Origin of the sequence: Streptomyces sp. JH002 (genome assembly GCF_050916115.1) — a bacterium.
In the GTDB taxonomy this organism is placed as follows: Bacteria; Actinomycetota; Actinomycetes; order Streptomycetales; family Streptomycetaceae; genus Streptomyces; species Streptomyces xiamenensis.
In genome coordinates this window covers 5491199-5517701 of the sequence record NZ_CP087989.1, presented here as the reverse complement: position 1 = coordinate 5517701, position 26503 = coordinate 5491199, and the positions used below count along the sequence as shown (strand labels likewise).

The 26503-nt window shown below is 74.3% G+C and carries 22 protein-coding genes and 1 pseudogene; 11 read left to right on the top strand and 12 right to left on the bottom strand.

Annotated features, from left to right (window positions below; all coding sequences use genetic code 11):
- Nucleotides 1-68: 68 nt before the first annotated feature.
- Nucleotides 69-536 (top strand): Crp/Fnr family transcriptional regulator, encoded by a 468-nt coding sequence (locus H7827_RS25305; RefSeq protein ID WP_200368150.1) that lies wholly within the window; start codon nucleotides 69-71, stop codon nucleotides 534-536.
- Here H7827_RS25305 and H7827_RS25300 read toward each other — a convergent pair.
- The 3 genes from H7827_RS25300 to H7827_RS25290 all read right to left on the bottom strand — a co-directional run bounded on the left by H7827_RS25300 (nucleotide 533) and on the right by H7827_RS25290 (nucleotide 6681).
- Nucleotides 533-4225: a hydantoinase B/oxoprolinase family protein gene (locus H7827_RS25300; protein ID WP_432747455.1), complete on the bottom strand. Its 3693-nt coding sequence runs from the start codon at nucleotides 4223-4225 to the stop codon at nucleotides 533-535. The genes H7827_RS25305 and H7827_RS25300 overlap by 4 nt on opposite strands.
- 95 nt (nucleotides 4226-4320) lie before the next feature.
- Entirely contained in the window at nucleotides 4321-5154 is an 834-nt protein-coding gene (locus H7827_RS25295; RefSeq protein ID WP_432747454.1) for a S1 family peptidase, read from the bottom strand.
- Between the two features lie 96 nt (nucleotides 5155-5250).
- On the bottom strand, nucleotides 5251-6681 hold the full coding sequence (locus tag H7827_RS25290) for a HEAT repeat domain-containing protein (RefSeq protein WP_432747453.1): 1431 nt from the start codon (nucleotides 6679-6681) through the stop codon (nucleotides 5251-5253).
- Nucleotides 6682-6951: 270 nt separating this feature from the next.
- On the opposite strand from H7827_RS25290, the gene H7827_RS25285 reads away from it, so the two are divergent.
- Nucleotides 6952-8445 carry a PP2C family protein-serine/threonine phosphatase gene (locus H7827_RS25285; RefSeq protein WP_432747452.1) on the top strand — a complete coding sequence of 498 codons (1494 nt, stop codon included), beginning with the start codon at nucleotides 6952-6954 and terminating at the stop codon, nucleotides 8443-8445.
- A gap of 380 nt (nucleotides 8446-8825) precedes the next feature.
- Here the strand turns inward: H7827_RS25285 and H7827_RS25280 are convergent, their stop codons facing one another.
- Nucleotides 8826-10295, bottom strand: a complete 1470-nt coding sequence (locus H7827_RS25280; RefSeq protein ID WP_364245577.1) for a DNA-binding protein NsdB — start codon at nucleotides 10293-10295, stop codon at nucleotides 8826-8828.
- A gap of 233 nt (nucleotides 10296-10528) precedes the next feature.
- Between H7827_RS25280 and H7827_RS25275 the strand changes: the two genes are divergently transcribed.
- Together H7827_RS25275 and H7827_RS25270 are read left to right on the top strand one after the other, a co-directional pair.
- Nucleotides 10529-11650 carry a phosphotransferase gene (locus tag H7827_RS25275; protein ID WP_386539776.1) on the top strand — a complete coding sequence of 374 codons (1122 nt, stop codon included), beginning with the start codon at nucleotides 10529-10531 and terminating at the stop codon, nucleotides 11648-11650.
- Between the two features lie 71 nt (nucleotides 11651-11721).
- On the top strand, nucleotides 11722-13530 hold the full coding sequence (locus tag H7827_RS25270) for an N-acetylmuramoyl-L-alanine amidase (protein ID WP_432747451.1): 1809 nt from the start codon (nucleotides 11722-11724) through the stop codon (nucleotides 13528-13530).
- 27 nt (nucleotides 13531-13557) lie between these two features.
- Here H7827_RS25270 and H7827_RS25265 read toward each other — a convergent pair whose 3' ends face one another.
- Together H7827_RS25265 and H7827_RS25260 are read right to left on the bottom strand one after the other, a co-directional pair.
- On the bottom strand, nucleotides 13558-14055 hold the full coding sequence (locus H7827_RS25265) for a hypothetical protein (RefSeq protein WP_030728004.1): 498 nt from the start codon (nucleotides 14053-14055) through the stop codon (nucleotides 13558-13560).
- Nucleotides 14056-14083: 28 nt separating this feature from the next.
- Entirely contained in the window at nucleotides 14084-15901 is a 1818-nt protein-coding gene (locus H7827_RS25260; protein ID WP_432747450.1) for a protein kinase domain-containing protein, read from the bottom strand.
- Between the two features lie 343 nt (nucleotides 15902-16244).
- On the opposite strand from H7827_RS25260, the gene H7827_RS25255 reads away from it, so the two are divergent.
- On the top strand, nucleotides 16245-16865 hold the full coding sequence (locus H7827_RS25255) for a bifunctional 4-hydroxy-2-oxoglutarate aldolase/2-dehydro-3-deoxy-phosphogluconate aldolase (protein ID WP_030728008.1): 621 nt from the start codon (nucleotides 16245-16247) through the stop codon (nucleotides 16863-16865).
- A 25-nt stretch (nucleotides 16866-16890) separates the two neighbouring features.
- Here H7827_RS25255 and H7827_RS25250 read toward each other — a convergent pair whose 3' ends face one another.
- A complete protein-coding gene (locus tag H7827_RS25250) occupies nucleotides 16891-17280 on the bottom strand; it encodes a VOC family protein (protein ID WP_386539773.1) in 390 nt (129 codons plus the stop codon).
- Nucleotides 17268-17942, bottom strand: a complete 675-nt coding sequence (locus H7827_RS25245) for a YoaK family protein (RefSeq protein WP_432747449.1) — start codon at nucleotides 17940-17942, stop codon at nucleotides 17268-17270. The genes H7827_RS25250 and H7827_RS25245 overlap by 13 nt, the downstream gene beginning before the upstream one ends.
- A 157-nt stretch (nucleotides 17943-18099) precedes the next feature.
- On the opposite strand from H7827_RS25245, the gene dhaK reads away from it, so the two are divergent.
- Genes dhaK through H7827_RS25230 form a run of 3 tightly spaced genes read left to right on the top strand, consistent with a single transcriptional unit; the run spans nucleotide 18100 to nucleotide 20130 of the window.
- Nucleotides 18100-19092 (top strand): dihydroxyacetone kinase subunit DhaK, encoded by a 993-nt coding sequence (dhaK, locus tag H7827_RS25240; protein WP_432747448.1) that lies wholly within the window; start codon nucleotides 18100-18102, stop codon nucleotides 19090-19092.
- Between the two features lie 23 nt (nucleotides 19093-19115).
- Complete coding sequence (dhaL, locus tag H7827_RS25235; RefSeq protein WP_386539770.1) at nucleotides 19116-19724, top strand: dihydroxyacetone kinase subunit DhaL; 609 nt, start codon at nucleotides 19116-19118, stop codon at nucleotides 19722-19724.
- Nucleotides 19717-20130 carry a PTS-dependent dihydroxyacetone kinase phosphotransferase subunit DhaM gene (locus H7827_RS25230; RefSeq protein ID WP_386539769.1) on the top strand — a complete coding sequence of 138 codons (414 nt, stop codon included), beginning with the start codon at nucleotides 19717-19719 and terminating at the stop codon, nucleotides 20128-20130. The genes dhaL and H7827_RS25230 overlap by 8 nt, the downstream gene beginning before the upstream one ends.
- 93 nt (nucleotides 20131-20223) lie before the next feature.
- Here the strand turns inward: H7827_RS25230 and H7827_RS25225 are convergent, their stop codons facing one another.
- The gene (locus H7827_RS25225) at nucleotides 20224-21714 is read right to left on the bottom strand and encodes a PH domain-containing protein (protein ID WP_432747447.1); all 1491 of its coding nucleotides are present in this window, start codon (nucleotides 21712-21714) and stop codon (nucleotides 20224-20226) included.
- Entirely contained in the window at nucleotides 21711-22193 is a 483-nt protein-coding gene (locus tag H7827_RS25220) for a PH domain-containing protein (protein ID WP_432747446.1), read from the bottom strand. The genes H7827_RS25225 and H7827_RS25220 overlap by 4 nt, the downstream gene beginning before the upstream one ends.
- 254 nt (nucleotides 22194-22447) lie before the next feature.
- On the opposite strand from H7827_RS25220, the gene H7827_RS25215 reads away from it, so the two are divergent.
- Nucleotides 22448-23020 (top strand): TetR/AcrR family transcriptional regulator, encoded by a 573-nt coding sequence (locus tag H7827_RS25215; RefSeq protein WP_432747445.1) that lies wholly within the window; start codon nucleotides 22448-22450, stop codon nucleotides 23018-23020.
- A gap of 58 nt (nucleotides 23021-23078) precedes the next feature.
- Complete coding sequence (locus H7827_RS25210; RefSeq protein ID WP_432747444.1) at nucleotides 23079-23573, top strand: NUDIX hydrolase; 495 nt, start codon at nucleotides 23079-23081, stop codon at nucleotides 23571-23573.
- Here the strand turns inward: H7827_RS25210 and H7827_RS25205 are convergent.
- Nucleotides 23489-24307 (bottom strand): glutamate racemase, encoded by an 819-nt coding sequence (locus H7827_RS25205; protein ID WP_432747443.1) that lies wholly within the window; start codon nucleotides 24305-24307, stop codon nucleotides 23489-23491. The two genes, H7827_RS25210 and H7827_RS25205, sit on opposite strands and share 85 nt — an antisense overlap.
- A 30-nt stretch (nucleotides 24308-24337) precedes the next feature.
- Complete coding sequence (locus H7827_RS25200; RefSeq protein ID WP_432747442.1) at nucleotides 24338-25603, bottom strand: TerD family protein; 1266 nt, start codon at nucleotides 25601-25603, stop codon at nucleotides 24338-24340.
- Nucleotides 25604-25866: 263 nt separating this feature from the next.
- Between H7827_RS25200 and H7827_RS25195 the strand changes: the two are divergent.
- A pseudogene (locus tag H7827_RS25195) lies at nucleotides 25867-26364 on the top strand (DUF6643 family protein); the annotation flags it as partial.
- Between the last annotated feature and the right edge of the window lie 139 nt (nucleotides 26365-26503).

Genomic DNA, 26503 nt, shown 5'->3' with positions numbered 1-26503 from the left:
GGGGATGCGGGATGCGCCCGAATGGGGTGCCATGGAGGGAACGGGAAGGCACGGGAGGAGGCGCGGCGATGACGGCTTCCACGCGCTTGCTGCGGGTGCTGCCGCCCACGCACCGGGAGCGGCTGATGGCACTGGCGCAGGAGGTGTCCTTCGATCAGGGCGAACGGATCTTCGAGGAGAAGGGGCGCGCGGACCGGTTCTGGGTGCTGCGCTCGGGCACCGTCACCCTGGACATGCGGCTGTCGGGCCCGCGCCCGACCCCGGTGACCTCGCTGGAGACCGGCGATCTGCTGGGCTGGTCGTGGCTGTTTCCGCCGTACGAGTGGGATTTCGGCGCGGAGGCGCTCAGTCCGGTGCGGGCGTACGAGTTCGACGGGGCGCAGGTGCAGGCCGTGTGCGACGACGATCCGGACTTCGGGTACGCGCTGCTGCGGGTGATCGCCGAGATCCTGGCCTTCCGGGTGCGGGCGGCCCGCACCCGGCTGCTGGACCTGTTCGCGCCGCACGCCGGCCGGTACGGGCCGGGCGTTCCCTAGGGGGTGTCCTCTTCGCCGGACCGCGCCGGGTGCGGGTGGGGGCTGGGCGCGGGTGGCCCGTACCCCCCGCCGCCCGGCGTGTCGATGATCACCTCGTCCCCGGCCGCGACCCGCGCGGTGTCGGCACCGGCGAGCGGCTCCGTACGGCCGTCGGCACGGCGCACCGCGTTGCGGCCGAGCGCCCCGGGCCCGCCGCCCGCCATGCCGTACGGGGGTACCCGCCGGTGGCCGGACAGCACGGTGACCGTCATCGGCTCCAGGAACCGGATCCGCCGCCGCACCCCGTCCCCGCCGCGCCGGCGGCCGGGCCCGCCGCTGCCCTCGCGGATGCGGAACTCCTCCACCCGGACCGGGTAGCGCCACTCCAGGACCTCGGGGTCGGTGATCCGGGAGTTGGTCATGTGGGTCTGCACGGCGTCGGCGCCGCGGAACCCGTCCCCGGCGCCGGACCCGCTGGCGATCGTCTCGTAGTACTGGACGTGGTCGTTGCCGAAGGTGAGGTTGTTCATGGTGCCCGACCCCTCGGCCTGGACCCCGAGCGCGGCGTACAGGGCGCCGGTGACCGCCTGGGAGGTCTCGACGTTGCCGGCCACGGTGGCGGCCGGATGGGCGGGCGCCAGCATCGAGCCGGGCGGAATCCGTACCTCCAGCGGCTTGAGGCACCCGCTGTTGAGCGGGATCTCGTCCGCGATAAGAGTACGGAAGACGTACAGCACCGCCGCCATCACCACCGAGGAGGGCGCGTTGGTGTTGTCGGGCCGCTGCGCGGAGGTGCCCGTGAAGTCGAGCACGGCGGACCGGTTCGTACGGTCCACGGTGACCGCGATCCGGATGACGGCCCCGGCGTCGGTCTCGTAGCGGTACGAACCGTCGTGCAGCGCCCCGATGACGCGGCGCACCGATTCCTCGGCGTTGTCCTGGACGTGCCCCATGTAGGCGTGCACCACGTCCAGGCCGAACTGGTCGATCAGGGCGCGCAAATCGGCGATGCCCTTCTCGTTCGCGGCGATCTGGGCGCGCAGGTCGGCGAGATTGGCGTCCGGGTTGCGGGAGGGGTGGCGGGCCCCGGTGAGCAGCGCCCGGGTCTCGGCCTCGCGCAGGACGCCGTCGCGCACCAGCAGCCAGTTGTCGAAGAGCACGCCCTCCTCGTCGATGGTGCGGCTGAAGGCGGGCATGGAGCCGGGCGTGATGCCGCCGATCTCGGCGTGGTGCCCGCGTGAGGCGACGAGGAAGAGCAGTTGCCGCCCGTCCGTCCCGGCTCCGCCGCCCTTCCCGCGCTCGCCGCGCTCGCCGAACACCGGGGTGATGACCGTGACATCGGGCAGATGGGTCCCGCCGTGATACGGATCGTTGATCGCGTACACGTCGCCGGGGCGCATCGTGCCGGCGTTGCGCCGCAGCACTTCCTTGATGGACTCCCCCATCGAGCCCAGATGCACCGGGATGTGCGGCGCGTTGGCGATGAGGTTCCCCGAGGCGTCGAACAGGGCACAGGAAAAGTCCAGCCGTTCCTTGATGTTGACGGAGTGCGCGGTGTTCTCCAGCCGCACGCCCATCTGTTCGGCGATCGCCATGAAGAGGTTGTTGAAGACCTCCAGCCGCACCGGGTCCACCGCGGTGCCCACAGCGGCGGTGCGCGGCCGGTCCCGCACCCGCCGCAGGATCAGATGTCCCCGCGGCCCGGCCTCGGCCCGCCACCCCGGGTCGACGACGGTCGTGGCGTCCGGCTCGGCGATGATCGCCGGCCCCTCCACGGCGTCCCCGGCCCGCAGATCGGCCCGCCGGTGGAGCGCGGCCCGCGGGTACCAGCGTCCCGCCGCGTACATCCGTACCCGGTCGACGGGTTCCGGTGGCGGCTCGTCCGCGCCGCGCGCCGGGGTCGGCCTCCCCGGTGCGGCCGGCCCCGCGGCCCCCACGGCTTCGGCGACCGCCAGCGCGACGACCAGTGGCTTGTCCATGGCGAACCCGTAGCGGGCCCGGTGGGCGGCAGTGAATTCCTCGGTCATGGCGTCGATTTCGCCGAACTCGACGGGCAGGTCGGCGTCCGTGCCCGCGTAGCGCAGATGGAGCCGGGAGACGGTGCGGACGGACTCGGCCGGGATGCCGTCGGAGAGCAGTTCGGCGCGGGCCCGCTCCGCCAGCTCCCGGCACATCTCCCGTACGCCGCCAAGGGCTTCGGGGATGAGCTCCGTCTCGATGGAGTGCTCCCGCAGGGCGGTCGCGTCCGCCACCCCGATCCCGTACGCGGAGAGCACCCCGGCCAGCGGCGGGGCGATGACGGTCCCGATGCCCAGCGCGTCGGCGACCGCACACGCGTGCTGCCCGCCGGCGCCGCCGAAACTCGCCAGGGCGTACCGGGTGACGTCGTGACCGCGCTGCACCGAGATCTTCTTCACCGCGTTGGCCATGCCGAGCACCGCGATCTCCAGGAAACCGGCCGCGACCCGCTCCGGGCTGCGGGTGTCCCCGGTCGCGCCGGAGATCTCCCGTGCGAGCCTCGCGAACTCCTCCCGCACCACGGCGGCGTCCAGCGGCTGATCCCCGCCCGGACCGAACACGGCGGGGAACTGTCCTGGCTGGATGCGTCCCAGCATCACATTGGCGTCGGTGACCGTCGGCGGCCCGCCGCGCCGGTAGCAGGCCGGGCCCGGCACCGCGCCGGCCGACTCGGGGCCGACGCGGTAGCGCGTCCCGTCGAACCACAGGAGCGAGCCGCCACCGGCCGCCACGGTGTGGATGTCCATCATCGGCGCGCCCATCCGGACCCCGGCGACGGCGGTGCCGAAGACCCGCTCGAACTCCCCCGCGTAGTGCGAGACATCGGTGGAGGTGCCGCCCATGTCGAAGCCGATGACCCGGTCGTGGCCGACCTCGGCACACCTGCGCGCCATCCCGACCACCCCACCGGCAGGGCCGGACAGGACGGCGTCCTTCCCCCGGAAGTGGCCTGCCTCCCGCAGACCACCGCTGGACTGCATGAACATCAGCCGTACACCGGGTAGTTCGCCCGCCACCCGGGCCACGTACCGGCGCAGCACGGGGGAGAGATACGCGTCGACGACCGTGGTGTCCCCACGCGTGACGAGCCGGATCAGCGGACTGACCTCGTGGGAGGCGGACACCTGGGTGAACCCCGCTTCCCGGGCGAGCCGGACGACGGCCCGCTCGTGCTCCGGGTAGCGGTAGCCGTGCAGGAGGACGACGGCGGCGCTGCGGTATCCGGCGGCGTGGGCCCGGCGCAGCCGGGTGCGGAGGGCGGGCTCGTCGAGGGCGGCGACGGTCTCCCCGTGGGCGCCGACCCGCTCCGGCACCTCGATGACCCGCTCGTACAGCGCCCGCGGCAGCACGATCCGCCGGTCGAAAAGCCGGGGCCGGTTCTGGTAGGCGATGCGCAGCGCGTCCCGGAAGCCGGCGCTGATCAGCAGCACGGTGGGCTCACCGCGCCGCTCCAGCAGCGCGTTGGTGGCCACGGTGGTGCCCATCTTCACGACCGAGATCCGCTCGGCGGGCACCTGCTCGCCGGGCGCGAGGCCCAGCATCCGCCGGATCCCGGCGACGGCGGCGTCGCGGTACCGCGCGGGATCGTGCGACAGCAGCTTGGCCGTCGCCAGCGAACCGTCGGGCCGCCGCCCCACGACATCGGTGAAGGTGCCGCCCCGGTCGACCCAGAACTCCCAGCGTCCGCTCACCCGCGCTCCTCGGCCGTCCGGAGACCTTGCGTGATGTTGAGCATACGTAAAGTAGCCACGCGTGAGGGGCGGCGGGCGGGTGAGCGGACGCGGTGTCACCCGGTGACGGTGTCCCGGATCCACTCCCGCTCGGCGTGGCTGGAACCGTAGACGCCGTGCTGGTCGAGGCTGCCCCGGGAGACCACCCCGACGACGGTCCAGGTGCCGTGGGTCCGCGTCAGCAGGGGGCCGCCGGAGTCGCCCGCCCGCGCGGTCTGCGGCCACTTGCTGCCCTCACCGGGCAGGGCCCGCACGCACAGTTCCCCGGGAAGGATGGGTTCGCCGCTGATGCCGGTGCAGCGTTCGGGGGCGATGAGGCGCGAATCCAGCTGCCGCAGCTTCACCGGACGCGGCCCCCACGGGTCGCCCGGGTTCTCCGGCAGCCGGTGGTCGCCCCAGCCGAGGGTGCGCACGGTGTCCCCGGTGCCCGGGGCCCGGCGGGGCAGGGCGGCGGGCGTGGCCGCGACCGGGGCGTCCAGTGCGAGCAGTGCCATGTCCTGGCCGGTGTCCCGGTCCGCCGGGGCGGTGACGATCCGCTCGCCGCGACGCACCTCGCCGCCCCGGGTGCGGTCGTTGCTGCCCACCCGGACCTGGATCGTGGCCGGATCCCGCAGGGCGCTCCCGGCGTCGCCCGGGTCGGCCAGCACGCAGTGCTCGGCGGTGAGGATCCACCGCGCCGCGATGAGCGTGCCGCCGCAGAAGTGGTCGCCGCCTGTGTCCTGGAGGGAGGCCACGAAGGAGTAGGTGGCGGTGGCCTGTTCGCCGCCGGTGATGGCCTGTGCCGGCGGGGCGCCCACCACTGCCCCGGCCGCCACCGCGCCGGCCGCGCACCACACCCGCAGCTTCCGGGGCGCCCGCCCCACCCGTCCGTCGTTCGCTGTGCTGTTCATGAACTCAGCTCAGCACGGGGCCGATTGCAGCGCCGTAAGGCCGGCCGCGGGCGCGCGGGGCAGCCGGCGTGTCCGCCCCTTGCGGCACCCGCCCGCTCAGGACGGTGTCAGCCGGCCCCTGACCGCCGTCTGCACGCCCTCCTGCTCGGCCGGGTCCGCCGCCAGGGAACGCAGCCGGTCCAGGACGCGGGCGTCCGCCGTGGCGGCATGGTGGGCGGCGACCTCCCTGGTCTCCTCCTCGCAGTCCCACAGGCACTCCACCGCGAACCCCGAGGCGAACGTCGGGTCGGTGACGGCCAGCGCGCGGGCGGTGTGGCCGCGCAGCTGGGAGGAGATGGTCTGCCGGTAGATGTGCCGCAGCACCGGCACCGCCGGTCCTATGGCCAGCCGGGCCGAGCCCTCCACCAGGGCCCGCAGTTCCTTGGCGTCGGTACCCCTGGTGCGCACCACCCGGCGCAGCGCGGCCAGCACGCCCGGCGCGTCCGGCGCGGAGCCGCGGCGGGCGAGTATCACGGCGGCGGTGCGGCCCAGTTCATCCGTCCGCTCCAGCCAGCCGCGCGCCTGGCGCAGCGCGCCGTCGTCGTTCATCCGGGCGTACGCGGTGACCGCCGCCTGGGCCAGCTCCTCGTCCGGCTCCTCCGCCGCCCGCTGGATCAGCTCGAAGACGGCCGGGTCGCCGCGTTCGGCGAGGTGGCGCAGGGCGGCGGCCCGCACCACCGGGCTGGAGCCTTCCACGGCCGCCCGGAGCAGCACCTCGCGGTCGCCGGGGCCCGCCACCGCGCCGAGACAGCGGGCCGCGGCGGCCTCCCGCCACTGGCGCGGGGTCTGTTCGTACCCTTCCCTGGCCCAGTCCAGGACGGCGCGCACGCTCCAGCCCGGCTGCGGGGTCGGCGGGCGCAGCTGGCGCTGCCAGCGGTCGAAATCGCCGGTCTCCAGGGCTCTGGCCAACCGCTCGCGCTGGCCGGAGCGGGCGGGGTCCTCGGCCCACAGGTGCCAGGGGCGGGGTTCGAAGGAGTCACGGACGGCTTCGATGAGGGCGCGCTCGCCGGCCTCGGTGCCGGGGAAGCGGGCCAGGATCGCGGGGCCCAGTTCGCGCAGCCCTGCGTCGTCCTCGCGCACCGCCAGCTCGTCCAGGGCCCAGCGCCAGTTGGCGCCGGTCACCGCGTACCGGCGCAGCAGCGCCAGCGCGTCCTGCCGCCCCGCGGTCACCAGGTGGCCCAGGACGGACAGGGCGAGCCCGGTGCGCTGCTCGCACTCCTCCAGGGCGTCGACGGGGTCGAAGAGGTGCTCGCCGATGGCGTCGAGCGGGGCGTCCAGCTCGCGGTAGAGGCGCGCGTAGTAGAGCGACCGGTGTTCGAGTTGCCAGTCCGGGCGTGGGTCGCGGAGCACGCAGTGGTTCAGCGCGGCGACGGCGTCCGGCCGTGGCGCCGCGAGGGCGTGCAGCCATCCGTCGCCGCGCCCTCGCTGGAGGAGCCCGAGAAGGGTTCCGCTGGGCGCTATGTCTGTTTCGATGGGACTGGCGAACATATGAGTCAGCATCCGGTTGGGGAAGTCCGGTGGCAACGGGATTTCCGGATCGAGCAGTGGGACGCCGGTCATCCTTGCCGTTGGGAGCCTGTCTACACCTGCGGTCGGCCCGCTGTCGAAGTGTCCTCGGCCATGCCCCGGCGGCAAGCGGCCGAATCTCTTACGGAGCGGCGCGCGGCATGGCACAGTCGGTAGTCAACCGCGCCTGGTTCCGACCGGCGTCGGTGTCCGGCACGAACCGCGCGCCGTACCAGGTATCAGGGATCAGACATGCTCTCCTCCCCCCATTCGGAATCCTCCGCGAACGATCTGCCAGCAGGGAGCGACACCTTCGACACCCTCGATCAGTTCGACACCCTGATGGCCAGGGCCCGCCGGCTGCGGGAGGACGCGCGGACGCTGCGGCACGCGGAACGCTCGCCGCTGCGCCGGGCGGCCTGGGACGCGGCGACCGAGCGGCTGGACGAGTTCGGCCGGCAGGTGGCGGAGCTGCGGCCGGTACCGGCCGCCGGGCCGCAGCTGCCCGGAGCCGCGGCGCATCCGGCGCCGGTGGCGCAGGAGGCCGGGACGGTGCGGCTGGGGGCGCGGATCGGCAGTGCGGAGTGGAGCCTGCTGACGGATGGGGTGGTGTGGTCGCAGGAACTGTTCGCGATCTTCGGGCGCTCGGAGCGGGAAGGCCCGCTCACCCTGGACCAGCTGCCGTCCTGCCTGGTGGCCGCGGATCAGCCGGTGCTGTCGGCCGCGATGACCGGCTGTCTGGTGGACGGGCGGGCGATGGACTGCGAGTTCCGCGTCAACCGTCCCGACGGTTCGCGGCGCACGGTGCGGATGGCGGGCGAACCGGTGCTGGACGAGGCGGGTGGCACCGTCGCGATGTGGGCGGTGCTCCGTGACATCACCGGGCTCGACGAGGAGGACGGGGAGCAGGAGGACGAGGAGGGGCGGTCGGGGGAAGAGGCGCGGCAGCTGCGACGGCTGGCGCTGGCCGGGCACCGGCTCACGGTGGAACTCCAGGAACCGGCGGAGAGCGGTCCCGCGCCGTGGCTGGCGAGACCGGCGTCACGGACCGTGCCGGCGCAGCGCGGACCGTCCGGTTCGCTGGAGCTGGCCGCCCGTTATCTGCCCGCGCTGGACGGCGGGGCGCCGGGCGGGAAGTGGTACGACTCGCTGGAGCTCGCGGACGGCGGCACCGTGCTGAGCCTGGGCGATCTGCCGGGCCGGGGGGCGGTGGCCACGGCGGGTACGGCGACGGCGCTGGGGGCGATCCGCGGGATCGCGCTGACGGGGGCGGGCCCCGGGACGGTGCTGGGGCATCTCAACGAACTGCTCGATCTGGGCAGTCATCCGCTGCTGGCCAGCGCGCTGTGCTGCCGCTACCAGCCGGGCGAGCGGCTGCTGACCTGGGCGCAGGCGGGCCATCCGGCGCCGCTGCTGTGCCGGGCGGGCGCGGGGCGGGCGCTGGCGCGGCCGGTGGGCCCGCTGCTGGGCACGCTGTCGGGGGCGGGGTACGAGGAGCGGGTGGAACGGCTGGAGCCCGGGGACGTGCTGGTGCTGCACACCGACGGGCTATTTTCGGACAGCCGGGCCGCCGGGGCGCCGCCGGAGGATCACGACGGGAACGAGCGGCTGCTGGCGCTGGCCGGCGGGCTGGCGGCAGCGGGCAGCGCCGGGGAGTGTCTGCGGATCCTGGTGTCCGCGTCGCAGGAGGCCGGGGCGCCGCGCGAGGACGACGCGTGTGTGCTGGTGGTGCGGATCCGGCCGTGACGGACGGCGTCCGCCGGTGTCCGTGATTGCCCCGGACGACTGTTCCGCCGCGTCCCCGGTCCGTTCGGTGCCCGCTCCGTGCCCGCTCCCGGCTCGCGCGCCGTCGGTGCGCACGGTGACTCCACGCGCGGTCGGGGTCCGTGATCGGGCGCAGGACACGGGCACGGGTCCCGGCCGCGACGGCCGTGTCCACCGCGCCCATCGGATCTCCCCTCCGTCAGGTGGGCTGCTCCCGGGGCGGCCGGAGCGCCCGGTGGCCCGGTGCGCGGAGGGCGCCCGGGGGCGGGGCCGGAGGGCTGTCACCTCCCGCCCGGCCCGCGACGCTCCCCACTCGGCGGCCGGGAGCTGCCCCCGGGTGGGCGGGATGCGCCGGACAGCCCTCAGACTCTGGCGCTGCCCGCGGGCAGTGCCCTGGGCATGGCCGCCTCCAGCTCCTCCCGCAGTTCGTCCACCGTGGCGTAGCCCCGGTAGTAGGCGCTGAGCCGGTACATCTGGCGCAGCCGGTCCCAGGTCCGCAGGGACGAGTTCTCGCGGATGCTGTGCAGGGCCAGCCGCGCCGTGTTCGTGGCCTGATCGGGTTCGTCCGCGATGAAGTGCGCGGAGGCCAGCGAGATCTGGTCGAACAGCATGGCCCGCTGCCGGTCCTTGATACGCAGCGCCAGCGCCTCGTTGGCGTGCCGCTCGGCGATCCGGGCCGCCGCCGGGTCGTGTTCGGCCAGGGTGCGGTACGCCAGGGCCTGCATCCCGTGCAGATCCGCCTCGTCGAACATCTGCATCCAGCTCGGCGGCGGCACGTCGGTGCGATCGGAGACGAACAGGTCCTCGGCCTCGCCCAGGGTGCGGCGCATCGCCTGCCCGCGCCCCAGGGACGCCTGTGCCCACGCCTCGATGGTGAACAGCATGGCGCGGGTGCGCGGCAGCGCCTCGTCCCCGGCGCCGCGCTTGGCGAGCTGCATCAGGTCCAGCGCCTCGTCGGGCCGGCCCAGGTGCACCATCTGGCGTGCCGCCCGGGAGAGCGCCTCGCCGGTCCGGGGCCGGTCACCACTCTCCTTGGCCGCGTGGGCGGCTATCACGAAGTACTTCTGTGCGGTGGGTTCCAGGCCCACGTCGTGGGACATCCAGCCCGCCAGGACGGCCAGGTTGGCCGCCACCCCCCACAACCGCCGCTGCAGATGCGGTGGGTGGCGGTAGGCGAGTATGCCGCCCACCTCGTTGAGCTGGCCGACCACCGCCTTGCGCTGCAGTCCGCCGCCCTTCTTGGCGTCCCAGGCGCGGAAGATGTCGACGGAGCTTTCCAGGGCGTCGATCTCCTCGGAGCCGACGGGGGCCGCCTCGTACCGGTCGAGGCCCGCTGAATCGATACTGCCGGGAGTGAGTTCGGAGGGGGAGGAGGCACCTGAGCCAGGACGGGTCAGAAGCCAGTCGTGCATGGCGTCGCTGAGTGCGGAGCCTGCGGCGAGCGCGGCGCCCGCGCCCACCATGCCGCGTCGGTTGAGCATGAGGTCCATTCCCGTGAATTCGGTGAGAACCTCGGCTGTCCGCCGGGGAGCCCACGGCAGCCCGTCGATGGACTGGCGTGTCCCCGCATCCCCTGGCCGGCGCAACCCGAGATCCTCGATGGTCACGACACGGCCGAGTCGCTCGGTGAACAGCGCTGCCAGCACCCCGGGCACCGGATCGCGGGGGGTTTCCCCCACCTCGATCCAGCGCCGTACCCGTGAGGTGTCCGTGGACAGCTGGGGATGGCCCTGGGCGGCCGCCTGGCGGTTGACCAGGCGGGCGAGTTCGCCCTTGGACCACCCCGCCAGCCTGAACAGGTCGGCCAGGCGGGTGTTGGGTCGTCTGCTCACGTCAAGCCCCCAGGATCTCGGCTGAGTTGACAGTAACCGCCAAGGAGGGTCGCGATGCCCATTCGCCAGGGTTCGCCAGGGTCCGCCTGGTGGTGCGCCACCCGCCCGGGGCGGTGGTGTAGAACCGCGCCACCCCGGTCCGGTCTCCGGCGGGCATTCCCCAGGATGCCCGTGCGGGCCCGGGCCGGGAGCGCCCTCGAACGTACCGGCGTACGAAGGGACCCTGCCCGCCCATGTACTCAGCACCCTCACCCGTGTTCAACCGGCCCCGGCCGCGCCTGGCCGACCGTACCGGCGCAGGAGCCCCGTCCGCCGCACTCACCGCTGAGCGGCCCGGCCGGGCCGTCGGCCGTGCCGCCCCGCCGCCGGGCGGCGCCCGGCTGGACCTCTCGGGTGCGCGTGGGGCCCGGCTGCGTGCGGCGCTGGCCGCGGTGCAGGAGATCTGTCCGGAGTTCAGCGCGGTCCAGGTACTGCGGGAGCGCGGCCCCTCCCTGGTGATCGCCGGGATGACGGGGCGGCGGGCGGCCGTCGCCAAGTGCCTGCTGGACGCCCCCGCCCAACCGGCGCGGGCCGAGCGGGCCCGGCAGGAGATAGCGGCGTACCGCAGCTTCGTACGGCACCGGCCGCCGGTCCGGGTGCCGAAGCTGGTGGCCGCCGATCCGCACAGCTGCACACTGGTGACGGAGTTCATCCCGGGGCGGCCGGCCGCCGGCGTGCGGCATCCGCTGTCGCCGCCGAGCGTGGCGGACGAGCGGGCGCTGCTGGGCTCGCTGGTGCGGCTCGGCCAGTGGCAGCCGCCGCCCGGTGCCTTCGACGACGCCGTCAACTATCCGGCGCAGCTGGCCCGCTACCACGCGCTCGGGCTGCTCACCGATCGCGACATCGGCGATCTGCAGGCGCTGCTGCACGGGCTGCGCGGGCTGCGGGACCCGGGGCAGGAGCTGCCGCGGCAGTTCTGCCACGGCGAGGCGCTGGTGAGCAGCGTGGTGCTGTCGCCGACCGGTCCTGTGCTGGTGGGCTGGGACGCGGCGGGCTGGTATCTGCCGGGGTACGACCTGGCGACGCTGTGGGCGTGTCTGGGGGACGCGCCGCTGGCGCGCCGCCGGATCAGCCAGACGGCGCAGACGTCGGGCCCGGCCGGCCGGGACGCCTTTCTGGTGAATCTGATGCTGATCCTCACCCGGGAGATCCGGATCTGTGAGGAGGCGGTGCAGCGGGCGATGCGGGCGGCGCCGGGTCCGGCGACGGCGGGCGGGATGGCGTACGGCGAGGAGCAGCGGCTGTTGCTGCGCCGGCTGCACGACGACTGGGCGCTGGCGCGGCGGGCGGTACGGGCGGCGGTGGGGACGCGCTGAGGCGGTGCGGGCCGGGCGGCGCGCGGGTGAGGTCGTTGACTCACGCATAGCAGACATATAGTCATACGAGCGTGGAGTCCGTACACCGCACCGGCCGCCGCGCGTCCCGTGCCGCCCTGGGCCTCGCCGTCGCGACGGCACTGCTGCTCCCCGGCGGCGCACTCGCCGCGCCACCGGCACCGGCACCGGCACACGAAACGTCCCTGCGGCAGGAGTTCGGCGCCGCCGCCGAGCGCTACGAGGTGCCCGAGGCGCTCCTGCTCGGCCTCGGCTACCTCCACTCCCGCTGGGAGCACCACGACGGCGCCCCCTCGGTCACCGGCGGCCACGGCCCGATGCAGCTGCGGGAGGACGGCCCCGGCTGGGCCACCGCGGAGCGCGCCGCCGAACTGACCGGCCTGCCCGCCGAACGGCTGCGCACCGACCCGGCCGCCAACGCCGCCGGCGGGGCCGCGCTCCTCGCCCGCGCCCAGCGCGACCTCGGCCTGCCCGCGAGCGGTGACCCGGCGAACTGGTACGGCGCGGTGGCCCGTTACTCCGGCGCCGACACCGCGCAGGGCGCCGCGGCCTTCGCCGACGAGCTGTACACCGTCCTCACCGAGGGCCAGGCCCGCCACACCCCGGAGGGCCAGTACCTGCACCTGCCCGCCCACCCGCGCCTGTCCCCCGCCACCGCCCAACTGGCGCTGCTCGGCCTGCCCGGCGCCGCGAACGCCACGGCGGACGCCACCGAATGCCCCGCCGACGTGACCTGCGTATGGCAGCCCGCCGCGTACGAGGAGTACCCCGGCGCCGACGGCGAACCCGACTACGGCAACCACGACAAGGCCGACCGGCCCGCCTCACAGCGCGTGGAGTACATCGTCATCCACGACGTCGAGGGCTACTTCGACAGCATGACCGAGCTGATCGAGGACCCGCGCTACGTCTCCTGGCACTACACCCTGCGCTCCTCGGACGGCCTGATCGCCCAGCACGTGCCCACCTCGGACGTCGCCTGGCACGCCGGGAACTGGTACGTCAACAGCAAGTCCATCGGCATCGAGCACGAGGGCTTCCTGGCCGAGCCCACCGCCTGGTACACGGAGGCGATGTACCGCTCCTCGGCCCGCCTGGTGCGCCACCTGGCCGCCGCGTACGACATCCCGCTGGACCGGCACCACATCATCGGCCACCACAATGTGCCGCCCACGCTGCCCGAGAACGCCTCCGCCATGCACAACGACCCGGGCCCGTACTGGGACTGGGCGCACTACTTCGACCTGCTCGGGGCGCCCTTCGGAGCGGGGGCCGAGGAAGTGGCCGACGGCCCGCTGGTGGTCATCGACCCACCGTACGCGGGCGGCACGGGCGAGGGCTTCTCCGGGGTGGCGCTGCGCTCCTCCCCCGACCCGAAGGCGCCACTGCTGGGCAACTCCTCGCTGGACATCGGGGACACCGGCGCCCGCGCCGGTGCCGGACAGGCCTTCGTGCTCGCCGAGCAGCGCGGCGAGTGGACGGCGATCTGGTACGACGGCCGCAAGGGCTGGTTCCACAACCCCCCGGACGCCCGGACCGCGTACCGCGCCGACGGCGCGCGCGTCACCGGGGCGAGCGGCACCGGCAAGGGGGACACCGTACCGGTGTACGGCCGCGCCTACCCCGAGGCGGCCGCCTATCCGCAGGACCTGCCGCCGGAGAAGGTGACGCCGATCGCGGAGTTCCCGGCGGACCAGGAGTACGCGCTCGGGCTGAGCACGGCCGCCGAGTTCCTCGCGGCACGCTCCTTCGACCCGGCGCGGCACCGGGTGATCAGGGGCGAGGAGTACCACCAGATCCAGATCGGCCACCGGATCGGGTACGTCCGGGCGGCCGACGTGCGCCTGCTGCCGGCCTCCTGAGGCGGCCCGGGCCGGCCGCGCCGCGCGCTACTGCTGGAACATCTCCGCGGGCAGCGGCTTCAGCAGCTGGTACAGCTCGTCGGTGATCGGCCGCTCCCAGCTGGCGATGGTGACCAGCACCCCGTCGCTGCGGTCGAACTGCACGCAGGACACCCGGCTCTCCGAGCAGGTGATCCGGTGCACGATCAGCAGGTTGTCGTCGTGCATCACGGGGATGTCCTCGGACCCGATGACCCGCACGTCCTCGTCGATCTCCAGGGCCGCGAGCAGCTGATGCACCTCGAAGGGCACATCGTCCTCTTCGATGTCGCGGGCCGGCGACCCCTGCGGGAGGTTGCCGATGACCATCGCGGGGCCGCGCCCGCCGAACAGGTCGTAGCGCAGCACCACACCCTGGCAGCTGCCGTCGGGCGCGGGCAGCAGGCCGGCGCCCAGAACTCCCGGCCAGTCACCGGGATCCATGGCCAGTACGTCGAAGTCCGGGCCCGCGGGGGACGCGGCGCTGCGGCGGCGGAGAAAGGACATACCCGCAATGGTACGTGGCCCGCGCCGGTCATCCGCCGGGACCGGCACCGCTGTCCCAGCCGCTCTCCCAGCCGTTGTCCCAGCCGTCGGCCGCCCGCCGGTACAGCAGTGCCGCCTCCTGCGGGCGGCCCAGGCGTTCCAGGCAGTACGCCTCGTCGTTGCGGCTGGTGGCGGTGTCCGGATGGGCGGCGCCGAGCACCTTCTCCCGGGCCCGGCGCACCTGCCGGTACTCGGTCAGCGCCTCCGCCCAGCGGCCCAGCCAGCCCAGCGCGATGGCGATCTCGCGGCGGCTGACGAGGGTGTCCCGGTCGTCGGGGCCCAGCACCCTGGCGCGCAGCGACCACACCTGCCGGGCCTCCGCCAGTGCCTCCGGCCAGCGGCCCAGCCGCCCCAGCGAGATGCCCCGGCCGTGCCGGGCGCGCAGCGTCCGCGGATGGCGGTCCCCGAACCGGGCGGCGCACACCGCGATCAGCTCCTGGTACAGGGCGAGCGCCTGGTCGGGGTGGCCGAGCCTGCCCAGGCAGATCCCCATCTCGAACCGGGCGTCCAGCGCCTCGGGCGCCCCGGTGACGGCGACCGGCCGGTGGGCGGCGAGCGCCTCGGCCCAGCGGCCCAGGCGGCGCAGCGCGTGGGCGAGCTGGTACTGGCTGGCCAGAGTGTCCGGATGAGCGGCGCCCAGGGCGCGTTCGCGTTCGGCAGCCAGCGCGCGGTGTGCCTCGTACGCCTCGGGCCAGCGGTCGAGGCGGCCCAGCGCGAGGGCGGCGCGGTGCCGTCCGGCGAGCACGGCCAGGTACTCGGGGGCGGGGCGCGGCCCGGGCAGCGTGCTGGTGACCGGGCCGGTCCACGGTCCGGTGAGGCCGGACGTGCGGTCGGGGGGCGGCAGGCGCAGCGACCACGAGCCGCTGGCCCGGGATCCGGCGCGCATCCCGCGGGTCCACTCCGGCAGCGGTCCCTCACCGTCGACGCCGCTGCCTCCGCCGCTGCCGCCGGCCGGGGTCACCGGGCCGGCGTCCAGCTCCCGTACCAGCACGGCGGCGTCCGCCGGGCGGTCCTCGGGACGTTTGGCGAGCAGCGCGAGGATCAGCCGGTCCAGCGGTTCGGGGATCTCCGGGCGGTGGCTGCTGGGCGGCACCGGGAGATGGTCGCGGTGGCCGATCAGGATGGCCCAGGGGTCGCCGAGGTCGAAGGGCGGTGCGCCGGTGGCCAGCTCGTACAGCACACAGCCCAGCGAGTACAGATCGCCGCGGTGGTCCACGGGCTGTCCGGCGATCTGCTCGGGCGACATGTAGTGCGGGGTGCCCATGGCCATGCCGAAGCCGGTCAGTTTGGTGGAGAACCCGATGTCGTGGGCGAGCCTGGCGATGCCGAAGTCGCAGATCTTGACGGTGCCGTCGGTCAGCCGCATCACGTTGGCGGGCTTGAGGTCGCGGTGCACCACACCCTGTTCGTGGGTGTAGGCGAGGGCGGCGGCGGTCTGGGCCGCGATGTCGGTGACGTCCTCGACGGGCAGCGGGGCGCCGCCGCCCTCGTTCAGCACCTGGCTGAGGTTGCGGCCGACGAGCAGTTCCATGACGAGGTACAGCAGTCCGTCGTCCTCGCCGAAATCGTGGACGACGGTGATCCCCCGGTGCTGGAGTCCGGCCGCCACCCGCGCCTCGCGCCGGAAGCGCTGCCGCAGCACCCGCAGGAAGGACTCCTCGCGCCCCGACCCCAGCGGCTTGAGGCATTTGACGGCCACCCGCCGGTCCAGTGCCTCGTCCCGGGCGCTCCAGACCTCCCCCATGCCGCCCCGGCCGATCAGCTCCAGCAGCTGATACCGGCCGTGAATCACCGGACGCTCCGTCATGTCCCCCTTCTTCCGCCATTCCCGACCCGGGCGGAGACGTCTCCGCAGGGGGCCAGTATGACGGCCCCGGCCGGCCCCGTAACGGTGAGCGGCCGGGCCGGGGAGGCGCTGGAGGCGGCCCGGGCGGCGGCCACGGCGGCCCTCGGGTCCGGCAGTGCGTCACTCAAGGAGGTGACCGCCTTCGCCGGGCGGCGCGCGGCAGTGCGGGGCCCGGAACGGGCCCGTGGGCTGATCGACGGCACGCGTGGGCGCAGGCCCCGCGCGGCGCGCGCCGCGGGACGCACCGTGCCCGATGATGCGGGAACAAGGACGGACCGCCCCGCGCCGTACAGGAGTCGCCCCGATGACGGATCTTCCCCTCCCCCGCTCCACGTTCTTCGACGAGGCGTTCGCCGGTGTCCCGGTGATGGGGATCTTCCGGGGGTACGACCCGGAAGCCACCGTGGAACTGTGCGAGCGGGCCTGGGACCTGGGCATCCGGATGGTCGAGGTGCCGGTCCAGGACCCGTCCGCGTTCTCCTCCCTGCGGGCCGCCGTCGCCGCCGGGGCCGAGCGTGGGCTGCCGGTCGGGGCCGGGTCCGTGCTCTCGGCGGCGCAGGTGCGGGAGGTGGCGGTGGCGGGCGCCGCGTTCGCCGTCTCACCGGGGATGCTGCCGGAGGTGGCCGGGGCCTGCGGTGAGCACGGACTGCCGTATCTGCCGGGGGTCGCGAGCGCCACGGAGATCGCGCAGGCGCTGGCACTCGGCCTCGGCTGGCTGAAGGTGTTCCCGGCCGCCCAGCTGACCCCGGGCTGGGTCCGTGCCCAGCTCGCCCCGTTCCCCGACGTGTCGCTGGTGGCGACGGGCGGCGTCGACGCCTACAACGCCCAGGACTTCCTGGCCGCCGGCTGCCGGGCGGTGGGAGTGGGTTCGGCCCTGGAGGACGGGGCGCAGCTGGAGCAGCTGGCGGATCTGATGCGGGCCTGACGCCGGGCGGGCCCGGGCCGCTCGCTCAGCCGTCGGCGGCGTGCGCGGCGCGCTGGGACGCGCTGCGCAGCACACAGAACTCGTTGCCCTCGGGATCCGCGAGGATGACCCACCCCGTTCCGTCGGGCCGCCGGTGGTCCGCGACCAGGGTGGCGCCGAGGTCCAGCAGCCGTGCGGTCTCCTCCTCGCGGCTGGTGTCCGGGCGCAGACACAGATGGATGCGGTTCTTGACGGTCTTGGGCTCCGGTACCTGGTTGAAGTGCAGCAGCGGCCCGGAGGGCAGCAGCACCTGGGTCTCCTCGGCGCCGGGACCGTCCTCCGCGTGCTGCGGGTACCCGGTCACCTTGCTCCAGAACTCGGCCAGCTCGTAGGCGTTCGCGCAGTCGATCGCCACGTTCTCCACTATCGACACCATGACGCCGACCCTCCCCCACCACCCGGCCGCGCCGCCACCGTTTTACCCCAGGCTGCGGCCACCACCAGTACCGCCACCTGGGTGAGCAGCGCCGGCAGCAGGCCCAGGAGCGGATGCCAGTGGATCAGCAGGGCCCCGCCGAAGGCGCCCAGCAGCAGCGCCACCGGGGCCGCCGTCCTGCGCCGCCGCCGCGGGGACTCGGCGATCGCCAGCGCGGTGAGCGTGCTGGTGATGACGGTGGTGGGCAGGTCGGCGACGCCCAGCCGCCGGACCGCGCCGCCCTGCAGCCCCATGGCGAAGCCGAGCAGCCCGGCCAGCACGTCACGGGTGGCGACCGCCCACAGGGCCGTCACCAGGACCAGGGTCAGGGTGCTCGCGGTCAGTACCGCGACGACCCGGGCCGGCCAGGCGCCGGGCGGCACCGTCTCCCGTACGACCCGTCCGGCCGTCACCGCGCCGACCACGAACGCGGCCAGCGCGATGCCCGTGCGCAGCAGCGGGACCTCGCCGTGCCCGGCGGCGGCGAAGCCGAGCAGCGCCACGTTGCCGGTCATGTTGGCGGTGAAGACCCGGTCCAGGGTCAGATAGCTGACGGCGTCCACCGAGCCGGTGGCGAAGGTCAGCGCGATGAGCAGCACCACCCGCAGTCTGCTGTGCGTCACCTCGGCCTCCTCCGCCCGCCGCCGCGTCGCCCTTCTCCCTCACCCTGTGCGGCGCGGCGCCGCTGCGCATCCGGCCCGCCCCTGCCCCCGGGTTCCCGCTCCCCCGGACGCCGCGCGCCCGGGTGCCGTACGGGTCCCTCGTCCGTAGGCTGGCCGAATGAAGATGCTGATGAACGTCCCGGAACGGGTGGTCTCCGACGCACTGCACGGAATGGCCCTGGCCCACCCGGAGTTGGTCGTCGACGTCGACAACCGGGTGATCGTGCGGCGGGACGCCCCGGTGGCCGGCAAGGTGGGGCTGGTCTCCGGCGGCGGATCGGGTCACGAGCCGCTGCACGGCGGCTTCGTCGGCCCCGGCATGCTGGACGCCGCCTGTGCCGGGGAGGTCTTCACCTCTCCCGTTCCCGATCAGATGGTACGAGCGGCCGCCGCCGTCGACAGCGGGTCCGGTGTGCTGCTGATCGTCAAGAACTACACGGGCGACGTCCTCAACTTCGACATGGCGGCCGAACTGGCCGAGGACGAGGGCGTACGGATCGCCAAGGTCCTCGTCCAGGACGATGTGGCCGTCACCGACAGCACGTACACGGCCGGCCGGCGCGGCACCGGCGGCACCCTGTTCGTGGAGAAGCTGGCCGGCGCCGCCGCCGAGGAGGGCGCGAGCCTGGACCGGGTGGCGGCGATCGCCCGCCAGGTCTCCGACTCCTCCCGCAGCTTCGGGGTCGCGCTCAGCGCCTGCTCCACCCCCGCCAAGGGCGGCGCCACCTTCGATCTGCCGGCGGGCGAACTGGAACTGGGCATCGGCATCCACGGCGAGCCGGGCCGCGAGCGGCGCGCCATGATGACCTCGGGTGAGATCGCGGATGTCGCGGTGGACGCGCTGCTGGAGGATCTGCGCCCGGACGGTCCGGTGCTGGCGCTGGTCAACGGCATGGGCGGGACGCCGCTGCTGGAGCTGTACGGCTTCAACGCCGAGGTGCAGCGGGTTCTGACGGCCCGCGGGGTCTCGGTGGCGCGTACCCTCGTCGGCAATTACGTCACCTCGCTCGACATGGCGGGCGCTTCGGTGACGCTGTGCCAGGTGGACGAGGAGCTGCTGCGGCTGTGGGACGCGCCGGTGAGCACGCCGGGGCTGCGCTGGGGCCGTTGAGCCAGGGGAGTGTGAGGACGAGGATGGACGCGGAATTCTTCCGTCGCTGGCTCACCGCGACGACACGGGCCGTGGACGAGGAGGCCGACCGGCTCACGGAGCTGGACGCGGCCATCGGCGACGCCGATCACGGCGCCAATCTGCGGCGCGGCTTCCGGGCGGTGTCCGAGGCGCTGGCGGCGCAGGAGCCCGATGTGGTGCTCACACCCGGCGCGGTGCTGATGCTGGCCGGGCGGACGCTGATCTCCAAGGTCGGCGGGGCGTCGGGGCCGCTGTACGGGACGCTGCTGCGGCGTACCGGCAAGGCGCTGGGCGACGCACCCGAGGTGTCGGACGCCGAGCTGCGGGACGCGCTCGACGAGGGCGTGCGGGCGGTCGGGACGCTGGGCAAGTCCGAGGCGGGTGACAAGACGATGCTGGACGCGCTGATCCCGGGGGTCCGGGCGCTGGCCGAGTCCTATCCGGCGGCGCGGGACGCGGCCGCGCGCGGGGCGGAGGCCACCATCCCGATGCGGGCGCGGCGCGGCCGGGCCAGCTATCTCGGGGAACGCAGCGTCGGGCACCAGGATCCGGGGGCGACGTCCTCGGCGCTGCTGTTCGCGACCCTGGCGGAGGTGGCCGGCGATGTCTGAGGAGGAGGCACTGGTCGGGATCGTGCTGGTCTCGCACAGCAAGGAGGTGGCGGAGTCGGTGGTACGGCTGGCGGCCGGGCTGGCCGGTGGCGGGCGGCTGACGCTGCTGGCGGCGGCCGGCGGTGACGCGGACGGCGGTCTGGGCACCAACGCGGAGCTGATCACCGAGGCGGTGCGCCGGGTGGACCGGGGCGCGGGGGTGGCGGTGCTGGCGGACCTGGGCAGCGCGGTGCTCACCGTGCAGGCGCTGCTGGCCGAGGGCGACGAGCTGCCGCCGCGTACCCGGCTGGTGGACGCCCCGTTCGTGGAGGGCGCGGTGGCGGCGGTGGTCACGGCCTCGGCGGGGGCGGATCTCCAGGCGGTGGCGGACGCCGCCGGGGACGCCTACACCTTCCGCAAGATCTGAGGGCGGCCCCCGGCCGTGTTCCGGGCGGGCACCGGCCGGGGGGATCGCCCCAGAGCCCGCCCGGGCCGGCCCGGGCGGGCGGGACGGCCGCCGCTACGCGGTGCGCGGTCCGCCGTCATCCGTCCGGAAGGCAGCCACCACGGGCAGCGCCGACACCGCCAGCGGCACCGCGTCCGCGATCGCCAGGTCCCGGGCGGCGTACGAGCCCTCCCCCGCCGCCGTGCTGACCCGGACGGTGGCCAGGCCCAACCGTCGTTGCAGCGGGGACTGCCGGACGCAGACGCCACTGACGGCGGAGCGGCGCAGCACCGAGGTGTTCCGGGTCATCGCCCCGGCGCGCAGCACCAGGTATCCGTCCGTCACCGCGTGGCCGAGGGAGCGGTACCCGGCGAAGGCCAGGCCCAGCGCGGGCGGCGTGACCACCGCGAGTGTCGCCCCCCATACCGGCCGCCCCAACGGCGCCGTGGCCAGGGTGATGGCGGCCACCGCGCACAGCGCCCACATCAGCCGCCGGCGCAGGGCCGCGGCCGGGTGCCGCACCGTCGGCGCGGTCAGCGGGCCGTCGTCGCCGAGGACCTCCGCCGCCACCCGGCGGGCGATCCGGCGCGGCCCGCGCGGCAGCAGCGTCGTGCTCTCGCTCCACCAGAAGGCGCCCGTGGTGATGAGGCTGGTGTCCGTGGTCCCCAGCCAGCGCCACAGCAGCGGCTCGGAGAGGGTCACCCCGCGCGTCCTCGCCTCGTCCCGCACGGCCTCCCGGGTCCGGAACAGGCCGCGCCGGGTGCGCAGTACGCTGCCGCCGTGCTCTCCCCGCTCCCGGGTGAGCCGGAAGAAGGCCTGGCCGGTGAAGAACTGGGTCCCCATACCGACCGCCCCCGCCACCACCAGCAGCACGTAGCCGAAGCCGATCGTGCCCGCCGTGCCCAGGTCCAGCGCGTCCGCCCCGGAACGGAACAGGCCGACCAGGTCGAGCCCGAGGGCACCCAGGGCGAACGTCGCCCCGAACAGCAGGCCGGCCCCGGACAGCAGTGCCCAGATCCCGAACAGGTTGTACACGACCCACCGTCGGTCGAACTCGGCCAGCGCGGGATCCCGGACCTCCGCCGCCGCCTCCTCCCGCGGAGCGCCGGTCAGTTCACGGCGCAGCCGCTCGGCCGCGTCCCGGGAGAGCGCGTCCAGGACGAGCGCCGCCTCCTGCGCCGTGTTCGTCTGACCCGCGCCGATGGTGACCCGGCACACCCGGGCGGCCCGGTGGATCAGCCGGGCGTCGAGGTCCACCGTCCGGATCCGCTCACGGGCGACCGACCGGAAACTGCGGACGAGCAGCCCGGTGTGGCACTCCACATGGGTGGCGGTGAGCCGGTACCTGGTGGTCAGCCAGCGCACCAGGTCGCGCAGCGCGCCCCACAGGCCCCAGCCGGCGAGCGCTAGCAGCGGTCCCGTCGTCATGGTGCCCCCGGCGTCGAGGAAGACCAGGGTGATGACGCCGGGCAGCATCGACAGCACCGCGCGCAGCCCGTCCGCCCAGATCAGCCTCGGGTCGAGCCGGCGCCAGGGCGGACCGCCGGCCGGCACGGCGGGACTCATGTGGCGTCACCCGGGGTGCGGCGGGTGATCAGGGTGAGTCGCTCGGCCTCGCGTTCGGCGGTGGCCGGGTCCAGACCACGGATGGTGATGGCGCCGCTGGAGGAGGCCGTGGTGACCACCAGCGTGGCCAGCCCGAGCAGTTGCTCCACCGGGCCCCGTACGGTGTCCACCGTCTGTATGCGGGAGATCGGCGCGATCCGCCACTGCCGGACGATCCAGCCCTCCGCCGCGAAGACCGCGTCCTCGGTGCTCTCCCAGCGGTGGACGCGGTAGCGCAGGGCGGGCATCAGCAGAACGTAGAGCGGGAGCAGCACGGTGGCGGCGATCAGGACCGGCCCGGTCCACGGCCGGGCCGCCGGCCAGAGCCCGTGCAGCAGCGCCGGCACACCGGCCGCGGGCAGGACGAGGGCGAGCGCCCGCGCCGTCCACAGCGCGATCGCCCGCCGCTCCACCCGGTGCGCCGGGGGGCGCAGCAGCACCCGGTTCCCGTCCGGCGGTAGGGGCGGAGCGGAACGGGAGGTGGGCGGGGGAGATGGAGGAGGATCGGGCAGGGACGCGGATGACGGCGGGGCCGGGGGCGCGGGAGACGGAACCGGCGGCGCTCCCGGTGACGTGGAAGAATTCACCATGGGACAGAGTGTCCCACCGTTGAACGTATATCTCTACAATAAAACTTCTTGCTCTCAGTTGGGCCATATCGTCCCAGGTGAGGGGCACATCTACTATGGAGGCCATGGCAGCGACGGCCCCCTCCCCCGGAACGCTGGCCCGCACGCGGCGGGCGATCCTCGACGCGGCGATCGAGGTGTTCGCGCGTGACGCGACGGCCTCCATGGGCGAGATCGCCCAGGCGGCCGAGGTCGGCCGCAGCACTCTGCACCGCTACTTTCCCGACCGGTCGGCGCTGGTCCGGGCCCTGCTGATCGACTGCGCGGACACCACCCAGCACCGGCTGGCGGAGGCCAGGCTCGACGACGGCCCGGTGGACGAGGCCTTCCGCCGACTGGTGCGGACGATGTTCGACCTCGGATTCCGGGTCAACTTCCTGTTCAACGAGGTCGGCGCGGGCGACTGGGACGACACCGTGTGGGAACGGGCGCACATGCCGGTCGCCATGCTCTTCCAACGGGGCCAGCGGGAGCGTTACTTCGACCGCGAGCTGGAGCTCGACTGGTTCATCCGCACGCTGTGGTACCTGATCTCCGCCGGCTGGGAGCTGACGGACGAGAACGGCACGCCTCGGCACATCGCCCTGGAGCGCGTCATCAGGACGCTGGAGGGCGGAGTCCGCGGGCCGCGCGACTGACCGTTCCGCCCCCGGTCACGCCCTGCTCCGGCCCCTCCGGTACGGCTAGGGTCGGGCCATGGCTACCCCAGACTTCATTCGCGACCTCCGGCGGTCCGCAGGGCACCAGTTGCTGTGGCTGCCGGGCGTCAGCGCCGTCGTCATCGATGACCGGGAGCGGGTGCTGCTGGTACGCAGGGCGGACAGCGGCGCGTGGACCGTCATCGGCGGGATCCCGGAGCCCGGCGAGGAGCCGGCCCTGACGGCGGTGCGCGAGGTGTACGAGGAGACCGCCGTCGAGGTCGAGGTGGAACGGGTGGTGTCGGTCGGGCCGACCGACGTCGTGGAGTACCCGAACGGCGACCGGTGCCAGTACATGGACATCTGCTTCCGCTGCCGCCCCGTCGGGGGCACGGCGCGGGTCAACGACGACGAGTCCTTGGAGGTCGGCTGGTTCGCACCGGACGCCCTGCCACCGCTCGCCGACCGTCAGCTGGCCCGGATCGCGCGGGCCCGGGTCGCGGACGCGGCTGCCTGGTTCGGCCCGCCGCTCAGTCCGCGCGTCTCCGGGTAGGCGAGGGCGGCGGCCGGCAGCGGTGCCTCCCGGCCGCCCGCCAGCACCAGCAGAGCGCCGGTGGCGGGCGCGTCCGGCGCGGGCGCGGCACCGATCCGGCGCAGCGCCTGCGCGGCGACGGCGTCCGCCGAGCCGTACAGCGGCACGGGACCCAGGTGCGCCAGGTGCTCCCGGATGGGGCCGGTGACGAGTTCGTAGTGGGTGCAGCCGAGCACGACGGCCGTGGTGCCGGCCGGGGTGAGTGCGGCGGCGGCCGTCACGGCGGCGTCGACGGCGTCGCGGTCGGCGCGTTCCACGGCGTCGGCGAGCCCGTGGCAGGGCACCTCGGTGGCGGTGGCGCCCCCGGCGAAGTCCGCGATGAGCCGGCGCTGGTAGGGGCTGCCGGTGGTGGCGGGGGTGGCCCAGATGGCGAAGGGGCGGCCCGCGGCGGCGGCCGGCTTGATGGCGGGCACCGTGCCGATGACCGGGATGCCCGGTTCCAGCTCGGCCCGCAGCGCCTCCAGGGCGTGGACCGAGGCGGTGTTGCAGGCGACGATCAGCGCGTCGGGGCGGTGCCGGGCGGCCGCCCGGGCGCACTCCAGCGCCCGGGCGGTGATGTCCTGCGGGGTCCTGGGGCCCCAGGGCATGCCCTCGGGGTCGCCGGAGAGCAGCAGGGTGGCGTCGGGCCGCTGCCGGCGTACGGCGGCAGCGGCGGCCAGCAGCCCAAGACCGGAGTCGACGAGTGCGATCTTCACACCCGCCAGCCTACGTGCGCGGGGATCCGTTCACTTGCTGCCGGGGGTCCACTGCATGCCCCAGCCGTAGGCGTAGTCGACGGTGCGCTGCGGGCTGACCCGGGGCTCGGGCACCAGGTAGCGGGCCTCGCGCTGGACGATCAGCTCGCCGTTGGTGTTGGTGAGCAGGGCCAGGACACACACCGGGGAGTCGACGGTGCACTCGTCGAGGGTGAACTCGACGGGGGCGCCGTGCTGCGGGGTGAGCGTGACGGTGGCCGCGATGTCCTTGAGGCTCGCGGCGCCGGAGTAGACGGTCACGAAGATCACGATGCGACGCAGATCGCGGACGTGATCGAGGTTGATGGTGAGGTTCTCGCCGGCGGCCACCGCGCCCGTGCGGTCATCGCCGTCGAGGTGGATGTACGGGGGCTGGTGCAGGGCGCCGAACGCGTTGCCCAGGGCCTGGACGACACCCTTGCGGCCGTCGGCCAGCTCGAACAGGGCGCACAGGTCGAGGTCGAGGGCCCCGCCCATGGCCTTGCTGAACTTCTGCTTCCAGCTCTGCTGCTCCTGGGCGCGTTCCTGCCAGTTGAGGTTGACGCGGATGGTGCCGCTGGTGGCGCCCTGCTTGGCCAGCGAGATGCTGGGGGCGCTCTTGGTGAGCGTGACCTTGCTCAGCCGGACCGGGGCGGCGGGCGCGGCAGCGGGCTGGGCGGGCGCCTGCGCCGGTACGGGCGGGGTGGCGGCCACGGGCGGCGCCTGGGCCGGTACGGGCGGGGCGGTGGGCGGCGCCGGGGTGTCGTCCACCGAGATGCCGAAGTCGGTGGCGAGGCCGCTCAGCCCGCTGTCGTAACCCTGGCCCACGGCGCGGAACTTCCAGCCACCGCCGCGCCGGTACAGCTCGCCCAGGACGAACGCGGTCTCGGTGGAGGCGTCCTCGCTGTCGAAGCGGGCCAGTTCGGCGCCGCTGTCGCCGTCCAGCAGCCGGATGTGCAGTCCGGGGACCGCGCCGAAGGCGCCGCCGTCGGCGGAGGCGGCCAGCACCACGGTCTCGATGCCGGGCTCCACGGAGCCGAGGTCGACGCCGAGCCGGTCGGTGACGGTGCCGCCGGCGGGCTGCTTGCCCTCGTGCCGCACGGCGCCCGAGGCGTGCCGGGGCTGGTTGTAGAAGATGAAGTCGTCGTCCGAGCGGACCTTGCGGTCGGAGAGCAGCAGCGCCGATGCGTCCACGTCGGGTGCGCCGGGGGCGGCCTGCCAGCCGATCTCGACACGGACCGAGCGTGCCGTCACCGGAACATTGGCACCTTTGAGCATCTTCGCTTCCTCCGCGTCGGGTGGCCGGGCCGGCGCGCCGCTGTCCTGGGGCGCGTCATCAACTATGCACCACCGGTCCAACTACCCTCGGGTACGCCCCCGTCGGCCGGGGCGCGGCGGCGGTATGTGATCACTCATCGGACACTTTTCTCCGGTTTTCCCGATATTCACGGGTATCGCGTGCTCGGGGGCCCTCCAGGGACGGCAAAAGACCCGCTAATCGCTCTCCCCAACCACCACACGGTGGGCTTAACTTATGGAGCATGACCTCCCCTCGCCCCTACGGCGGTGGCTACTCCTCACCGTCATTCCCTGACACGCCCATCTACGACAGGTTGGTGGCCGAGCGGGGAACCCCGCAGATCGCCCCCATCCGGGTCTCGCTGCCCTACGATCAGCTGCACGGCTTCCCGTCCGCCAACCCCGTGCCCAGCTCCCAGCCGGCCCTGCCCGCGCTGCCGGCCCTGCCTTCGGCGGCCTCGCCGGCCCCGGCCCCGCAGCAGCACGGCTACCAGCCGAACGGCTATCCCGAGTACCAGTCGGCGATGCCGGCCCGCCAGCAGCTTCCGGCGCCCGCGCCGCAGGCCCCGGCCGCCTACATACCCCAGCAGGCCCCGGTGCAGCGGCCCTACCCGGGCCAGCAGGGGGCGCCCGCCCCGGCCCCGCAGCAGATGCGGCCGGCCGCCGCGCCCCGTCCGGCGGCGCCGCGACCGGCGCAGCCCGGCGGGTACGGCTACCCGAACCAGGGACACAGCCAGGGGCAGGGCCAGAACTACGCACAGGCCGCCCAGCAGGGCCACGGACCGGGGCAGGGCCCGGGACAGGGACAGGGACAGGGACAGGCGCAGGGGTACCAGGGTCAGTACCCGGCGGCGCAGCAGCATCAGCAGCACCCGTACC

What these genes read in the sequence shown, in the direction of transcription:
- H7827_RS25250 (WP_386539773.1), bottom strand. Translation starts at nt 17,280, where the DNA reads ATGGTGTCGATAGTGGAGAACGTGGCGATCGACTGCGCGAACGCCTAC.
- dhaK (WP_432747448.1), top strand. Translation starts at nt 18,100, where the DNA reads ATGAAGATGCTGATGAACGTCCCGGAACGGGTGGTCTCCGACGCACTG.
- H7827_RS25255 (WP_030728008.1), top strand. Translation starts at nt 16,245, where the DNA reads ATGACGGATCTTCCCCTCCCCCGCTCCACGTTCTTCGACGAGGCGTTC.
- H7827_RS25200 (WP_432747442.1), bottom strand. Translation starts at nt 25,603, where the DNA reads ATGCTCAAAGGTGCCAATGTTCCGGTGACGGCACGCTCGGTCCGTGTC.
- H7827_RS25260 (WP_432747450.1), bottom strand. Translation starts at nt 15,901, where the DNA reads ATGACGGAGCGTCCGGTGATTCACGGCCGGTATCAGCTGCTGGAGCTG.
- H7827_RS25265 (WP_030728004.1), bottom strand. Translation starts at nt 14,055, where the DNA reads ATGTCCTTTCTCCGCCGCCGCAGCGCCGCGTCCCCCGCGGGCCCGGAC.
- H7827_RS25295 (WP_432747454.1), bottom strand. Translation starts at nt 5,154, where the DNA reads ATGAACAGCACAGCGAACGACGGACGGGTGGGGCGGGCGCCCCGGAAG.
- H7827_RS25285 (WP_432747452.1), top strand. Translation starts at nt 6,952, where the DNA reads ATGCTCTCCTCCCCCCATTCGGAATCCTCCGCGAACGATCTGCCAGCA.
- dhaL (WP_386539770.1), top strand. Translation starts at nt 19,116, where the DNA reads ATGGACGCGGAATTCTTCCGTCGCTGGCTCACCGCGACGACACGGGCC.
- H7827_RS25275 (WP_386539776.1), top strand. Translation starts at nt 10,529, where the DNA reads ATGTACTCAGCACCCTCACCCGTGTTCAACCGGCCCCGGCCGCGCCTG.
- H7827_RS25215 (WP_432747445.1), top strand. Translation starts at nt 22,448, where the DNA reads ATGGCAGCGACGGCCCCCTCCCCCGGAACGCTGGCCCGCACGCGGCGG.
- H7827_RS25210 (WP_432747444.1), top strand. Translation starts at nt 23,079, where the DNA reads ATGGCTACCCCAGACTTCATTCGCGACCTCCGGCGGTCCGCAGGGCAC.
- H7827_RS25290 (WP_432747453.1), bottom strand. Translation starts at nt 6,681, where the DNA reads ATGTTCGCCAGTCCCATCGAAACAGACATAGCGCCCAGCGGAACCCTT.
- H7827_RS25225 (WP_432747447.1), bottom strand. Translation starts at nt 21,714, where the DNA reads ATGAGTCCCGCCGTGCCGGCCGGCGGTCCGCCCTGGCGCCGGCTCGAC.
- H7827_RS25230 (WP_386539769.1), top strand. Translation starts at nt 19,717, where the DNA reads ATGTCTGAGGAGGAGGCACTGGTCGGGATCGTGCTGGTCTCGCACAGC.
- H7827_RS25305 (WP_200368150.1), top strand. Translation starts at nt 69, where the DNA reads ATGACGGCTTCCACGCGCTTGCTGCGGGTGCTGCCGCCCACGCACCGG.